The sequence below is a fragment of the Acidobacteriota bacterium genome, assembly GCA_016703965.1.
Taxonomy (GTDB): Bacteria; Acidobacteriota; Blastocatellia; order Pyrinomonadales; family Pyrinomonadaceae; genus OLB17.
This window is the reverse complement of sequence record JADJBB010000021.1, coordinates 1,481,468-1,496,739: the sequence shown is the minus strand read 5'-3', so window position 1 is coordinate 1,496,739 and position 15,272 is coordinate 1,481,468. Positions and strand designations below refer to the sequence as shown.

The window sequence follows — 15,272 nt, the reverse complement described above, 5'->3', positions numbered from 1 at the left end:
TTCATGCGCAGCAATCCACGGCTAGGCGATTGCGAATCAATTCACGAGCTTTCGGTCGAGGTTGACGACACTGCATTGTTCAATTTAGAGTGCCTGGCTGTTCAAAGGACAGGGGCTCTAGTGCCGTAAATCACAATTTATAAGTTTGCTATATGGCCCAAAAAACAAATAATTTCCTTTTTGGGGCCGGTGCTAGCTACGGTAGTGTAGATTGCCATCCATCGGTTCCGCCGTTAGGAAAGGATCTATTTGCAGAGTTGGAGAAATTAGGAGGCGTTGCAGCTTCGCTATCGGACGCTCGACGGGAGGCATTTAGATCGCGTTTTGAAACCGCAATGTCGGAGTTGTATCTAAATGATTCACGACTTGCGACTGCTCTGCAGCGGGAAATGAGTACGTATTTCTCTTGGTTCGAGCCAAAGGCCAACAATCTTTATATCAAGCTTTTTCGTTACTTGATTGATGAACAGCGAAAATTCCACATTGCTACGACAAATTATGATCTGCTGATAGAGCACGCGCTTAATGTTAACGGACGCAATTTTATCTACAAGCGACCGATGATGTCGAAAACAATTCAAGTTTTGAAAATTCATGGATCATGCAACTTGGTTCCAGATTTACCTGACGGACTATTTTCGTCATGTACTTTCATAGGTCCAGGAACACATGTGCAAACAACAGGTCTGCGTGTCCTCACCCCGCTTCAGATAAGAGATTATTGCGTCAGGAACGACTCAATCTCCCCAGCGATCGCGATGTATACTCTCGGCAAGGAGATTAAAATCTGCCCGGATCAAATCAAAGTCATGCAGCAAGCATGGAAGAATTATGCCCAAGCAGCTAGGGTGAATTTCGTAATTGGATTGGCGGTGGAAGTGAACGACCGCCACATCTGGGATACTTTAGCCCGGTCTACCGGCGAGCTGGTGTATGTGGGTCTAGAAGAAGATATTATGACCTGGGCCGAAAACACAAAGAAAAGAAACGTTACTTGGTTAGGCGAACGATTCGCCGATTGTTTTTCGCGAATCGTCAAAAAGGTTCGATAGCCTTAACCCCGCTTTCTTTATTCCTGTTTGATCGGTTTTATTGCCTTGCTCTACTCAAAGGTTCGGGAAATTCCTCGAAGACTATTCCAAAAATCACTTTGATTAGGGTGATACTAGACGCGGCAGTATATCAGACGGCTTTCTCAACCGATACCCGAATAATAATCCTGAAAATCTCATTAAAAGGAATTAGGAAAAGCAACCGTAACAGGAAGTTGGTAGGTTCAAAACTCTGCAAGATATAAACACGGAAGTGCTCAAAAGGAGGATCGTCTTATATGGAAAAGCTAGAATTTATCGCTCGCCAACTCGCAAAGGCGCAAACCAAACGTTACGAACACTATGTCGTCCAGCGCATTTGGCACCGACTGGACCGCCCGGATCTCAAGATGATAACGCAACAGTTTGTCAGTCGACCTAGCCGCGAACCCCGCCGAGCAATGACCGATATGTATTTTCCACAGCTAGGGATTCACATTGAGATTGACGAGCCGCGTCACCTCAAGCACGTTGCAGCGGACCAGCTACGCGAAGCCGACATTATCAACGCAACGGGACACGAATTCATCCGCGTTCCGGTTTTAAACGATCTACCCGCGTTCAACCGGCTGATTGATGACGCGGTCGATCAAATCCGAGCCGCTGCGGACTTTTCCGATTTTGAAGCATGGAACCCAGAGGTTGAAATGAGTCCCGCCACCCACATTTCAAAAGGATACATTGACGTCGACGAAGATGTCGCGTTTAAAACTATGGCCGACGCTGCGAGTTGCTTCGGTAAAGCCTATGCCGGACTTCAGCAAGCGTTTATTCCGCATCCAACAGAACCGGCAAAGTTTCTTTGGTTTCCGAAGCTATATGAGAACGCTCAATGGCTGAACACTCTCTCACCGGACGAAATGGTTATTACCGAAATCTCAAAAATTCCTGAACGCCGCAATTCACAAGTAGATTTGAACGTCAGGGATTTCGACCGGAATGGACGGAGGCTTGTTTTCGCAAGGGTGAGAAGCCCACTCGGCGATCTTATGTATCGGTTTAAAGGTGAATACCTTTTGGACATTACGGCTAGTAATTATGATCGGGGAACAGTACTAAATCGCGTAGACAAGCGAGCAAAAACTTACGAACAGAGACTAAAGACAAAATAATGAGAATTACAGCAGAATCCATGACGATCGATAGTGTCATAGGTGTCATACAGAGCAAGGAAGCGGACAAAGACAGACATAAACGCTGATGTTCTCGTAGCGGCGATTCAATTTGGGCTCCGAGGTTCAGAGTTAAAGAAAGTAAGCCGGATGAACCACCGCCGAAGTACAAAACAAATGTTAGTTGACACGACCTTTAATGTTCACACCGACGCGCGCGGCGGCGATCCGGACAGTACGAGTCCGACTCTACGCTCATACCATAAATTCCTGTGGAGCAAACCTTTGCCTAGTGGAGCCACATTTGAATTGACTGACCAAAAGAAAGGAGTCTACCTGTATCACAGTTCAGGGCTCGGAGAATATTTCTTTGGAAGTGATGCGATAACGCACTCATATAAGAATCATAAACGAAAAAAGTGGTTTACAGAACACATTCAACACGAGGTAAACGAACTCTTTGACGCAGGTTCAACCATCGGTGCTTTCACATTGTTCCCGAACAACCGAATTGATAGACAGCACACCATAAATCAAGCTCGGGGAGTAAACGGACTAATTGACGATAGATTTGACTTGACGCTAGAGTGCATACGCCGCTTCTATTTGGGACAGGAAAGTCCGCTTTACGGCACATTATTGCGATACAAATCCTTTTTCCATTTGTTTGAAAGTTTTGAGGGTTATTTCAAATACTTTTTACTCGACGACCTAGTTGGCGAGAATCAACAAGTGATTTTTTACCTTCCATTCGACGACTTCAAAACGGCACCCAGATTCTCCAGGATTGAGGAATATTCGATCTACAAAAAAGGGGTCATGAACTTTATTCGATCACGAAACACGAGAATTGAAACCTATGTAAAGCAACGAGCGGTAGAAACGCCAGAATGTTGTTCACGACCGAAGCCATGATCGCCGACGTGCCCGACGACAAGGGCGACCCAATGGTCGGCATGGGCGGCGGGGCATGGGTATGTAAGACTGAAGCGGCAAACATCCCTGTTTGCCGCCTCTTTAACAACTTGGTGTAAATTGAGAGGCTTCGTTTTTTTACCGGCGATAACCAAGCTTCCGGAAGCCTTGGCTCCAGAAAGCCTCCCACCATCGCATTCCATTTTCGAATGCATAAACTACGTCCATTGGCTCATAGCCCTTATTTCTTTGCCTTTCTTTGTCATTTATCCATACAAGCATGGAGCCGACGGACTTTACCACGTGGCTGAATTCAACTCTGGAGTGCACACGGCAATAGAAATCGTCCTTGACTAAGTCGCTCCTTCCTAGTTTAGTCATCAAAGTCGTGAAGAACTTGGATATAACTAATCCTGGATACTCGATGGCTCCCAAATATCCGATCGCCTGAGCTTCGCTTGCCGAATCTAGAAGCCGCATAAATTCCTGCAACATCGCCTCTGACTCGCGATCGGGTTTCAGGGAACCGCCAAGGCTTTCGACCAGCCGTTCCAAGTGCCACCAGTGAGGCTGATGCAACTTTTTCCTGAGACCGGATTCTTCAATCGCATTTGGAAATATCTCTGCCTGATCTTCCTGATCCGGGAAAATAGACATCAGGCGCCAAAGTGTTTGTGGTTGAAATCTTGAAAGCCAGAACCACCAGTTAACGAATTCAAAGAAAAACTCGCGATCGATCTTTTCTTTCTCACCAAGCCAACGAAGATAGGGATTATTATCGTCGGCAATAAACGGGGCTCTATCCGAAAATTGTTGAATATAGCCTTCAGCCTTTTGTCGTTGGGCATGAAGGGTTCTAGGGATCAATGTGAAATTTCGTAATTCTTCTTGACTTAACATTTTAAACTCCTAATCTTAGAATTGCGACGGTCAATGCAGTCGCAATTCGAACTTTATGAATATTGGTGCGATTTTGTATTTAAGCAATCTGAAGAATTCTTAAGGTTTCTTTCGATCGAAAATACGTGGATTCTCAGTCCCAAAAGTACAAATTTGGTGAGTTTGTTCTAGACCCCGCGAAACGCTCGTTATTGTTGAATGGTGCCTCGATTCGGCTTGAACGGAAGGCGTTTAACGTTTTGTGTCTATTGGTCGAGAAGGCTGGAATTTGTCTAAGTGAACAGCAAATTCTTGATGAAGCCTGGGGATCAGATACTTTTGTCGAGGAAGGCAATGTTGCGGTTGCTGTCCGTAAAATTAGAAAAGAACTTGGTGACCTTGTTCGGCCGTATTCCTTTATTGACCACGAAAAAAAGAAAGGTTATACGTTTATTTATCAAGTCGAACCAGTTGGACCTGAAGCCGTTAATGAACATCGGGGTATCGATTCCCTGAATTTTTACAGTCTCAAACAGAAGCAAACGAATTACCGCAGATGGACCAATGAAAGTGGAAGCGAAGAAATAGTCAAAATCGGCTGGTGCTGGCCTGCATTTTTCTTTGGTGGACTTTGGGGCTTAGCCAAGCGAATGGGGTTGATTGGAGCTTGCATGCTCCTTGGAAGTTCCCTAATTGGATATTCAGTTGCGTCTGTAGAATCAGATGATGACCTTAGTCTCTTCGGAATCGCAACCAGCATTGCTGTAGGGTTGTTTTTCGGCGCCTATGGAAACTCTTGGCGTGAATGGCACCTACGCCGACGCGGATTCTCGCCAATAGGGACGTTTACCTACAGCCCCGTTAAGGTTTTTTTGACGGACCTATTCGTGAAATCGAAGGCAGTATGGAACAGAAGTGTTTGGATCAAGGTATTTGCTGGAATGCTTCTGCTTGCTGTCGGGAGCGGAATTTACTATTGGCGTTCGAATCTTCCACGTACACAGGTCGGATGCGGAAGCGCCAGATTGTTCGCGCACATAGAAACCAATGACGTTAAGACTTCGGTATGGTTTGAATGGGGTGATACGCCCGATCTAGGGAGTCTAACGATGAAGCAGTCATTTGCCGAGAACAACTACTACTACCAAGATCTTATAAATCTGGAGAAAGATACAAAATACTTCTATAGAGCCATGGCGTCAAACATGATTGATAAGTCCGTAGGACGAGTTGAATGGTTCGTCCCTAATCGTTGTCCATCCGAATGACTAATCATAACTCCAAAGGCGAAAAACACGGTAAGCTTTTCGATTTTGCGATTCTCAGCCACGGCTACGCCTTGGTCACCGTCGCGGCTCATTTGGAGGGCCGTGCTTCCGCAGTAAACGTCGCCTGGTTCCCCCATTGTTTCCAACTATCGCTGCCGCAGCACCAGTGAAGACCGGGAGTATCGATCATGGCTCTGCTCGCGGGCTCGCCGGGGATCGAAATGACTTCGACCTCGGGCTAGGAAGAGTAACCACTAAATAACACGAAAATACACTAAACTTTCCGCGGGACTGAGGGCTTGGGTCGGGGATTTGAAGGGATGGGTCGCAGGACTGAGGCTCAGAGAAAGGCATAGGCCTGCAACACTTCGTCGCATGGCAACGGCTGATCGAAACGGTGGCAAGACGATTGAAAAACGCCGGCCACTGGAGGCCGGCGTTTTGTGTTTTGAACGTGTTAAGGCTTACTCACATCTGCTGCCTTTTGGGCTGGTGAGGATGCCGGTTGCTTTGAAGCATGGAACGGGGCTGCCGACGAAGTTTGCTGGATGGTCTTCTTTGTACAGGTCAAACTCCGCGGTTGAGTACAGAATGACCCTGACGCTGATCGGTTTCCCAGCCGACGTGTTTCGCGGGATGTTGACCATTCTCGCCACGCCAAGTGCCGGATTTAGGACCCCGGAATTTACGACTATCGGTACCGATACCTTAGCGGCACCGCTGCCGAAATCCTGCCAGTAGGTGACCACGATCCCGGCGTTAAACGCAGCGTTATTCTCAAACCTGAGCTGCCAGCTGTCGCCAGACGTGTCGCCGATGTTGTCGGCTTTTGACGATATCATATACGGCCCTCCATTAAGGTCGTTGACGAACCTCAGAGCATCGCCGATGTGTATCTGATTCACCTCAATTATGCTGGGGTAAAACGTGTTCTTAGGATTCATGTCCTGCCATTGGGCTTTTGCGGCATTGAGAAAGGAGTACTGGTTGAATGACCGCGAAGTGAGCTCGTCCGTCAGGGCGGACTTGAATGCCCCCATCACCAACAACTTGTTGCCGGTGCGTGCGTCATCGGCTTTGTCCTTTGAATACTCGTTGAGGTTGCCGTACCCAGGGGGAGTTAAGGCCCCATAACTGAGGATCTCCATATACTTGTTATCCACGACCTTATATTTTGGCGTCGCATATTTGCTTTCACCCGTGAGGCCGCGATAGCCCAGAGCGTAGATCTTGTCGTCGCTGACCTGAAGGATAAGTCGCTGGTTCTTTCTTACCAATTCCGACTTGGTCTGCCATTTGTCGTCGTCAGGGTGTCTGTAAATGCCGGTCTGCAAACCGGCCGCCTCGATCTCTGTATCGAGCTGAGCTCCGTTCGCACTGTTGTTCTCCATCAATACGATCACGATCTCGTTGGGATTCGCGATCAACCATTTGTCGATCTCCTTCAGGATCGTGCTAAATCTCATATACGGCGTCGGATGCGTCCATCCCGGCAGTTGGAACGGCCACGAGGTCTGGTTCTCTTTCTTGCTCGCAAATCGATTAAGCTCCTCGTTGCTCAGGCTGTGCGGCGCCGCCCCGCAGTGGCAGACATAGACACCCGTGGCAAATCCAGCTGGCGTGTCCTTAACGGTATCGATCTCAAGCGCCCGTGCCCCGCGATCAAGCTGAGCAGTTACGCTGTCGCGTTGTGAGTTTTGGATAAAAAATCCGTAATACGTGGAGGCAATGGCGTTGTGTGTGCCGAGCCAGGTGATCTCGTTGATCGGCTTCTCGGGCGCCGGACCAATGAAACATTGCTTCAGGACATTTGGCACAGGATCGTAACCGAATGCCGCAACGCCGCAAGTCACGCCGTCTCTAAAGGTCCTACTCGCAAAGATGCCGTTCGCACCGTAATTAACTGTCTTAACGCCGCTGAATTCGCACTTCCCGCCTTCGCCAGCACATTTCTTGGTGGTCAGCTGGCAGGTCTTTAACACGTTCTCTGCCGGATCGCCGCCAAACGCAGCGACACCGCATTGTATCGAGGATGTCGCCACCTTTGTGGCCCAACGATTCCCGGCACCGTATGCGACCTCGGCCGTTCCCGCAAATGCGCAACGTTCACCTTCCTTTGCACACTCACGGCTGGTTACTTGCGCAGGCGATATCTGGTGAAAGATCAGCAGAATAAAAAATGGAAAAACAAATTTGAAGATCCTAAAGCGCGTGTTTTGGTTAAACGGGTTCATGTCATCCACCTGGTCAAATGAATACGAAAAGCCGGCATTTTCTGACGACCGCCAATTTCAAAAACTTTCTGGGTGTTTGGGAAATACTACTCGCATTGATCGGAAACCTCAACCAGAGAGAATCGATGGGCCAGCCTGCAAGAAAGGCGGTGTCAGGCGTGCCCACCAAAAACATGAGACGTCTGGAAACGGCGGTATAATATCCACCCGTTATTTGTCTATGTCACCGCCTCGGGGGGTTCGGACGGATTCCCGGCTCCAAAAGGGCGGCACTGCCGCAGTGCTGTGCGGAATGGCTATGCCTTTCCGGATGGCTCTTTATAAAGATGCGCGAGGCTCCGCCTCCCGCATTTCCGGGTCGGAAAGATCGTGGTCATCTATGAAGTTACCCCTTGGTGTCAAGCGCACGGGTATTGGTACATCGGGTTGGTGTCTGTTAGGTGCGTGTTTTTTTGACAAAAGAACGTAACCGCCGCCTTATTAAAGCGATGCAATCATCTATTCGTGCAGGGACTCGCGTCCCGCTACATGAAACCAAAATTGGCTCATCTCCGACTATTCGAAAATGGCTGGCCGTACCATCAGGCCTTCAGAGACTGAGCTGGGTTTCCCCTTTTCACCTCTCCTGCCCCCTCGTACAAGCCAACTTCGCCCCGACGGGTGAATTCCTCATAACTCAGCGGCTATGCCGCTAGGCTAGGCATGATGGGGGGCTCAGTTAGAGCGGTCAAGGTCGAGCGTCAAGGCTAGGCTGCCGTTATCGAGGCTGAGCTTTCTAGGAACACTAATAGTAGATTCCTACAATACCTAGAAAACCCACGATGAAAGAAAAGGTGCCCTCTTCCTAAACGGCGAAGAACCTCATGTTCTGCTTGTGCAACTCTTGTGCAACAAATCTCCTAAAACTACTCTGCTCAGACGAAACTAAACAAACAGAATCAAAATAAACCCCAGTGTCTTCCGTAGTGAAATAATCCAGGGCAAACAAGATAAAACTGAATTTGAAGACTCTTAATCCGCTGGTCGTTCGTCCAATTCCGGGAAAAGCATCGGTTACCTCCGGTCGCCCTTTGTAGTCCTCGGTTCGATCTCATGATCCACTTGATTGGTCACACTTCCCGATTATCCACTCTGGCACTGACTCACTCGACTCGTTCCCCCCCCTTATAAAGGGGGGGGGCACCAGTCCAGTCACTAGCACTGGCACTGGAAACACTTTTCACCGGAACTAGTCGCCGGAACTAGTGGATATCGGACGGTACTGCCGACACTCCTGCCCGCGTTTTCGTACATTTTCATATTCGACTCGGCCGCTTTGCACGAGTGCCCCAAGAAGTCGACCGATCCTAGCCGGTCCAATTCCAACGCGAGAGGTCAACCCCTTTGCGGTGTCAGGTTCGCGCCTTAGAGCAATGAAGATATCCTCCATACCCTTGTCATCCTCTACCTGCTTCTTCTCCTCGTGCCGTGTCCTGCGGCCTTTTAACGCAGCCGCGTCCAAATCTGCCGCCCGCCTCCATATCGGAAACTCCCAACGCAGCGGAAGAGGCTCCACTGGTTTCCAGGAGCGGACAACCGCCTCGAGGACCGCACACCCCTCTTCCTGGTGCGGGCGCAGGACGATGTGTGTATCGGCGGCACGCGATTGGGCTCCTGCTCCAGCCCCCACGTCGGTGACATCTTTCTCCCCCTGTCCACCTTTCGTAGCATGATGCACTAATATGATCGCGGCACCTGTCATTGCTGCATACTGATCGATTCGGTTATACACCTGGGCAAGCCCGTCGTTTGCGTTCTCGCTAATACCTGCGGGAAGCATACGGTACAGGGCGTCGATAATAATCACCTTGTAGCCATTATTTTTGAGTCCATCAAAGGTTAGGAGCATTTGGTCGATGTTTAATAATCCTCCCCTTAGCGTAATAACGTCGATTCGGTCGCAGTAGTCCTCGAGCCTGATCCCTAACGCCCCAGCAACCTCGGGTATCCTATGGGCGAGGGTTTCGGGATGCAACTCGTTGTCTATCAATAACACCGGTCCCGCATCGCACTGATATTCGCCGAATAGCTTTATCCCGCAGGCGACACAAAGCCCAATGTAGTACGTCAACCAAGACTTCCCTACCTTTGACTTCGCGATCAGATTTGCGACCTCACCTGCTCGTAACAGGCCGTCGATAACGGATAATCTTAGCCGCGGATAGTCCGCAATAAGCGATTCGATCGAGATCGGTTGCAACGCCGCGTGATGACTAGTGTTTATATCTGGAGGATATTGCGTGACGGACTTAACAATTCTCTGGACCTCATCATCCGGAAGCCGCGGAACGCACCTAGCGGCGTTTTCGGCTAATAATGCTGCAAGAATTGAATCTTTGGACATGCCCCGGCGCTGCATGCTCCCAGCAAGGCTGGTTAATGTCGCGTTACGGCTGCCATTATTGATGACATGGGAGTTGGTCTCCGCGGCTTTACCTTGTACGAGAGGCTTTTCCGGAGCCCGAAGCGTCCTCCAGTCAAGTGGAGCGCCGCTGTGGATGCGGAAGTAGTAGGGCAATCCCGTACCTGCTAAGGCGGGCTTATAGTAGATTCTTGAGGGGTCTTTCGCAGCTTCGTCAACGGGAACGCCTAGTGCTTGCTTACCCGCTGCCCAGACAGACGGATACTCGTGGCAAGGAATAGGCTCTTTCAGACTGATAACGATCCGGAACCGCGGTTCCGCACGTCTTCCGTCGATTTGCCGCATATGTGAGTGGGTCGACCCGACAATCGCGGCGCAGCCTAGGCGTTTAAGCGATGAGTTGATCCCCTCGACGTCGGCGTCGTGATCGATGTCATAGATCAGGAGTGATAATGCTTGAACGTTTACTTTCGCTCGTTGGGGCGGACTGAAAGTCGCCGGCGAAAATAGGGGAACATTATCTTTCACAAATTCGACGATTGGCTCTTCAAACATTTTGCAGAGACCCGCCCACGTCAAAGTGCCGACTTTCGCCTGATTGTCAGTCGTGCGATTAAAATACGACACTGCGAATACTGCTTCTACCGCCCCACCCTGCTTCATTGCCGTCCTCCCCGGTCGGTTCCGTCTACGACCCGAGTCTGCTCGCGGACAATATGTTCGGCATGCTGTTGGCAGCGTTGGCAATAGCCGTTGACGGCGAAACGCATATATTCCGAGCGGCAATATTTACATTGAGCAAGAGGCGGAAATTGCGTATACTCATCAGAGATAAACCTCTTTGACTTGCGTGTTAAATGTTTTTCGTCTGAGCGGACCCCGCGAAGGTCCGCTTTTCTATTCCTTCCCATGTTTTTCGTCTCCTTTAGCCATTGCTTGGCCGAATCGTCCAGACAATATGAACGGCCATCATCTGGGCGATCACCTGCCCGGCCCCATAATCACTCTTAAGGTGTGCCGACCTGCGATGGGCTGCGGTTCTACATTGCGCTGCGCGTCTTCAGGCTGGGTTTGGTTAAAGCTCGCGTAATGCTCGGTATGACTTCTGTGCATCAGGGACGCACCGTGGTAGGAGCGGGTTGCGTACACGATCGCATAATTATTATCAACCTGCATCTCGAGCCTCCCCGCCGTTCGTCGAGGCCGCCTTCCAGGATCGAGGTTGGCAAAAATGAGATTCTAGGTCTTCAGGCCGATAGCAGACGTAAGCCCCCAAGCGTGTGAACGGCAAGCCTTTTTTACGCGCACGGATGAGCGTGGCCTTACTTATTCCCCATTGTTTAATTACATCAATCTCACGGATATATTCGGGGAGACTCGGAGGTTGATAACTCGTTCCTACGATTGCAGTACAAATCGTGATACATACCAACAGAAAAACGAACATTGAATTAAACCATCCTTTGATTTGATTTCGACGTTCCCTGCAAAAGCAAAAAATCGTCCAGCCACTTTGTGACATAGGACGATTTAAGAACACTTTTTGACGAGTTAGCGGTTACGTAACCGGTTACGTTTTTATTTTTTTTTCTATTTAAGCCTACTTATCCATTCGGATGCCTCGCGTTGGGTGTCTTTGAAGTTTTCGGCCCTTCGATGGTCGGGGATAATCAATTCGAATCCTTTTTTGCTCCTTCCAGTCAATAAGGCTAGAAATTCCGACTGCTTCGCCACACTCATTTCAGAAAATTTTGGTATCAGTTCTTCTATCAACAAAATTATGACTCTGCGCTTCATTTGGTCAGGTTCTGAATCGTGACTCCCACCGATCGTCACGTCTGGTCGCTCGTCAGGCTCGGTTTGAAGCAACAACAGCCGCTCGTACTTCGCCATTTCAATATCGCATTTTCGACCAAAACTAGTTTCTGAATCTGATGTTTCGCTATGAGAGTTAAATTTCCTTTCCCAAACGGATTTTTCCTCTAAAATCTTGGCCATTTTTGTTCGAATGTCCGGAATAGCCTCAAGTTGTTCCAACAGCACATCAAAATGATCCATGTTCTGAAGAACACGTTCATATTCTTCCAACTTGTCTGAGTCAAAGTTATATAGAGAGCGAAACCTTTGAACATCTTTCAGACGCACTGAAAGACTTAGCCCGCCGTGCTTTCGCTTCAATAGTTCTACACATATCCGATCTCTCCAATCCCACATGATTTTGATCCACCTGAGGTATCTGGCCTCGGCGACGGCCTTAGAAGGAGATTCTAAGGATTCGATATTCCGGATTGTTTGAAGGTCGATGTAATGAAAGACGAGCAGCGGGGCTGAAGGTTTGACGCAATAGAAGTCAAATAACTCATTAAGTTTGGAAAGCAAAGCGAAAAGTCTTGACAGGTTTGCATCTCTACTGCCTGGCATCTCGACAAGAGCTTCTAGAAACTTATCCGAGAAAATTTCTGCGATTTGCCTTTCTGTGGCTAATAGTAGAAATGCTTCCTCTAGCGAATCAGTCTCGGGCCGATCTAGCACCTCAACAATCTTCGCCTGACGCTCATCAGAATATCCTAAAGTTCGAAGGCTCTCGCTCTGATCGCCTTCCGCTTTCTTCTTACTAGATGCCATTAGAACCTCTCTTTACCAGATAGTCTTTCTTTGATGAAATTGTCTCCAGCCCCGCCGGGAAATCGGGCTGTCCGCAAGTACGAACGGGAGCGATAACGGCCCGAAAAGATACTATTCGAGAGTATCTGGCCACTGATTATTCCGTATTTCATTCGCCGCGTTAATCCTCGCCGCCACGTCCAGCACAACCGCCGCGTTATCGGTCGACGTGTAGTGTTTTTGAGTTGTTTCAAGCCGCGAATGCCCAGCAAGCTCTGCGGCAATGCCGATCGATACTCCACCCGCTTGAAGCCGCGTCACGAAAGTACGTCTAAGATCGTGAAAGGTTAGCCCGTCAATTCCGGCAACTCGCAACGCCGTTGCCCAAGAGCGTTTGAAATCATTGAAAGGAAAAACCTTGCCGGAGGAATCAAAGGTTGGAAGTGCAAGCAACTCAGCTATTGTCCGGCTAGTCATGGGAACGGATCGAGTCCGCTGTGTCTTAGTATGCGTTCCAAGGATCTTGATAATCCCAGTGTCGAGATCAATGTCGTTCCAATCAAGTGTTAAAATTTCGCCGCGGCGTAAACCAGAATCCAGCCCCAGCAAAATCAATGCTTTCAAATAGGGGTTGTCCGCCTCGACTGTAGCCTTAACATCCTTCCCTTTCCGTTTGTATTCAACGGTACGGGTTCCGGAACACGACGCGAGCAAGCGCAACTCTTCAGAGTCTGTAAGCGTCCGCGTCCTAGCTGTCTCGGCGTCTGCATCGATGGCCTTTGATCCTTTGGTGACATTCTTAGCAATCAATCCGACATCGTGCGCCTCGATCAGCAAATGTTTTAAGATCGCAAGCCCTCGGTTCACCGTAGCGAGTTTAACCGCCGACCGTTCCTTGGATTCGAGCTTGCCCTTTTCCCCACGTCTATCACCTTGCTCCAAGCGCCATATCTTGTAACGATCGAGATCGTATTTCGTAAACTTAGCAAGTGGCTTATCCCCAAAACACTCAATGAGTTGGTCAATCAGAATATGTGTTGGCCTATGAGCCTTAATGCCCGCAACCTTTCGCCCTTCGGTAATTACGGCTGGTCGGTAAAAGTCCTTTTTTGCATGCTCCGCCCACTGCTTGAATGTTTTAATGTCGCCAAGATCTAATCCCTTGTTTTCGACAAATCTGATTAGCTCCGCTTTACGATTCTCAACGTCCTCCTTCGCATCCTGTTTTGTCGCATACTGCCATGTTTTACTCGTTCTGTTTTCACGTTCATCGATGTGCGTGAGACGTAGCGTCCACGTCTTGTCGATCCTCCCGGTATCCCCGCCCTTCTTACCTCGATTGAAGATCGACTGACTGATTTTCATATATTCCCTTGCTGCCAACATGTTGGACTAAATGTTGGACTAAATGTTGGACTTTGTTGGACTAAATTCCGTGGAATATTGTGACAAACTCTGAAACGACATGCAACAGCGAATCTGCGTTTTCGCCCTTGTTTATTGGGGATTGCGATTTTAGAAGGCCCAGAATTCGGGGCTCATCACGAGTTAGCCTAGTTCATTTGTAATCATCAGGTCGTAAGTTCGAGTCTTATCACCGGCTCCAGATCAAACGTAATAAACACAATGGTGTAGAAAAGCAGAAGGCGGCCGGTCAGGTCGTCTTTTTGTGTATTGGTCACGAGCTGCTGAGAAGGCTGGTTTTTGATGATATGTGTCTTAAGCAGTCCAGCCTGACCCGAGGGTATTGGGCAACCCTCGTAATTTCAACGACCTGCGTGATGAATATTCATTTACAACTTTAAGAAAGTTTTGTATCATCGCAAAAGAATTTGTTTAAGCGCAGGCAAATTTTGCAACTCAGACAATTGAATTTTCATCAATCAACCGGTTCACAAGACCGGTCATTCAACTAAAGCTATCTGGTGTTCGGTTGTGTTTACGCGTATGCGGAGGAAATATGTTGTTTAAGCCCAGTTATTTACGTGTCTTTGCGTCCTCGTTTCTGATCCTCACCCTATCGATGCTCTCATTTGCAGATACGCTGCGTCTTAAGGACGGCAGCATTATCAAGGGCAAGATCACCGGCTTTGGCGGCGGAAAATTCACCGTTGCGATCGGCGAGGGTTCACGCAGAAAGCAGATGACGTTTGCGGCAACCGAGGTCGAATCGATCGCCTTTGACGCTCCGCAGCCGCAGCTTTCGGACAATTCGAACCGCAATGCGACATATCGTGAGCCTGTTTCTGATAAGCCTCTCATGGTGCCGGCCAAGGTAATTACTCCGGATGAACCGGTCCGGCAGACCTCAAATCCAAACCGCTCGTCCGAACCTATGAAGCCGATCGAATGGAGAATAAAGGTTCTTGCCGACAACACCGCCAACGGATGGACAAATTCCGGCTGGGTCGTCCGTAAGGGCCAGCGGATCCGCATCAGTGGCGACGGCAAGGTTAGCCTCGGCCGCGGCAACAGCACTTCAGCATCGGGCCTGCCAACGCTTAACGACGATCAGAAACTTCTGAAAAACGTGGCCACCGGGGCCCTGATCGCGGTAATCGGCGATGACAACAACGATTTCATATACATCGGAGCCGAACGCGAGTTCGTCGCGACTCGCGATGGTGCTCTCTTTCTCGGGATCAACGAAGGCTACCTTGACGACAACTCAGGCTCGTTCAACGTAAAGGTCGAGATCATGCCCGATACCGACCGATAATCTCTACAAGATCAAATTCTAAAGGCTGTCCGGAAATTTATTCCCGACA

The 15,272-nt window shown here is 49.0% G+C and carries 12 protein-coding genes; 7 read left to right on the top strand and 5 right to left on the bottom strand.

Features of this window, described 5'->3' with window-relative positions; translation table 11 throughout:
* Positions 1 to 152: 152 nt before the first annotated feature.
* From IPG22_13865 to IPG22_13855, 3 genes are all read left to right on the top strand, one after another.
* Positions 153 to 1,052 (top strand): hypothetical protein, encoded by a 900-nt coding sequence (locus IPG22_13865; GenBank protein ID MBK6589373.1) that lies wholly within the window; start codon positions 153 to 155, stop codon positions 1,050 to 1,052.
* Positions 1,053 to 1,330: 278 nt separating this feature from the next.
* Positions 1,331 to 2,203 (top strand): hypothetical protein, encoded by an 873-nt coding sequence (locus IPG22_13860; protein ID MBK6589372.1) that lies wholly within the window; start codon positions 1,331 to 1,333, stop codon positions 2,201 to 2,203.
* Positions 2,204 to 3,093: 890 nt separating this feature from the next.
* Positions 3,094 to 3,237: a hypothetical protein gene (locus IPG22_13855; protein MBK6589371.1), complete on the top strand. Its 144-nt coding sequence runs from the start codon at positions 3,094 to 3,096 to the stop codon at positions 3,235 to 3,237.
* 19 nt (positions 3,238 to 3,256) lie between these two features.
* On the opposite strand, the gene IPG22_13850 is transcribed toward IPG22_13855, so the two are convergent.
* The gene (locus IPG22_13850; protein ID MBK6589370.1) at positions 3,257 to 4,018 is read right to left on the bottom strand and encodes a hypothetical protein; all 762 of its coding nucleotides are present in this window, start codon (positions 4,016 to 4,018) and stop codon (positions 3,257 to 3,259) included.
* A gap of 125 nt (positions 4,019 to 4,143) precedes the next feature.
* On the opposite strand from IPG22_13850, the gene IPG22_13845 reads away from it, so the two are divergent.
* Entirely contained in the window at positions 4,144 to 5,265 is a 1,122-nt protein-coding gene (locus tag IPG22_13845; protein MBK6589369.1) for a winged helix-turn-helix domain-containing protein, read from the top strand.
* A complete protein-coding gene (locus IPG22_13840; protein ID MBK6589368.1) occupies positions 5,262 to 5,435 on the top strand; it encodes a hypothetical protein in 174 nt (57 codons plus the stop codon). Before IPG22_13845 ends, IPG22_13840 begins: the two co-directional genes overlap by 4 nt.
* Positions 5,436 to 5,729: 294 nt before the next feature.
* Here the strand turns inward: IPG22_13840 and IPG22_13835 are convergent, their stop codons facing one another.
* Positions 5,730 to 7,499 carry a hypothetical protein gene (locus IPG22_13835; GenBank protein MBK6589367.1) on the bottom strand — a complete coding sequence of 590 codons (1,770 nt, stop codon included), beginning with the start codon at positions 7,497 to 7,499 and terminating at the stop codon, positions 5,730 to 5,732.
* A 17-nt stretch (positions 7,500 to 7,516) separates the two neighbouring features.
* Between IPG22_13835 and IPG22_13830 the strand changes: the two genes are divergently transcribed.
* Positions 7,517 to 7,699 (top strand): hypothetical protein, encoded by a 183-nt coding sequence (locus tag IPG22_13830; GenBank protein MBK6589366.1) that lies wholly within the window; start codon positions 7,517 to 7,519, stop codon positions 7,697 to 7,699.
* A 1,028-nt stretch (positions 7,700 to 8,727) separates the two neighbouring features.
* Here the strand turns inward: IPG22_13830 and IPG22_13825 are convergent.
* The 3 genes from IPG22_13825 to IPG22_13815 form a co-directional block, all read right to left on the bottom strand.
* The gene (locus tag IPG22_13825) at positions 8,728 to 10,563 is read right to left on the bottom strand and encodes an AAA family ATPase (GenBank protein MBK6589365.1); all 1,836 of its coding nucleotides are present in this window, start codon (positions 10,561 to 10,563) and stop codon (positions 8,728 to 8,730) included.
* Positions 10,564 to 11,490: 927 nt separating this feature from the next.
* On the bottom strand, positions 11,491 to 12,525 hold the full coding sequence (locus IPG22_13820; GenBank protein MBK6589364.1) for a hypothetical protein: 1,035 nt from the start codon (positions 12,523 to 12,525) through the stop codon (positions 11,491 to 11,493).
* Between the two features lie 111 nt (positions 12,526 to 12,636).
* Entirely contained in the window at positions 12,637 to 13,869 is a 1,233-nt protein-coding gene (locus tag IPG22_13815; GenBank protein MBK6589363.1) for a site-specific integrase, read from the bottom strand.
* A 595-nt stretch (positions 13,870 to 14,464) separates the two neighbouring features.
* On the opposite strand from IPG22_13815, the gene IPG22_13810 reads away from it, so the two are divergent.
* On the top strand, positions 14,465 to 15,223 hold the full coding sequence (locus tag IPG22_13810; GenBank protein MBK6589362.1) for a hypothetical protein: 759 nt from the start codon (positions 14,465 to 14,467) through the stop codon (positions 15,221 to 15,223).
* Positions 15,224 to 15,272 lie beyond the last annotated feature (49 nt).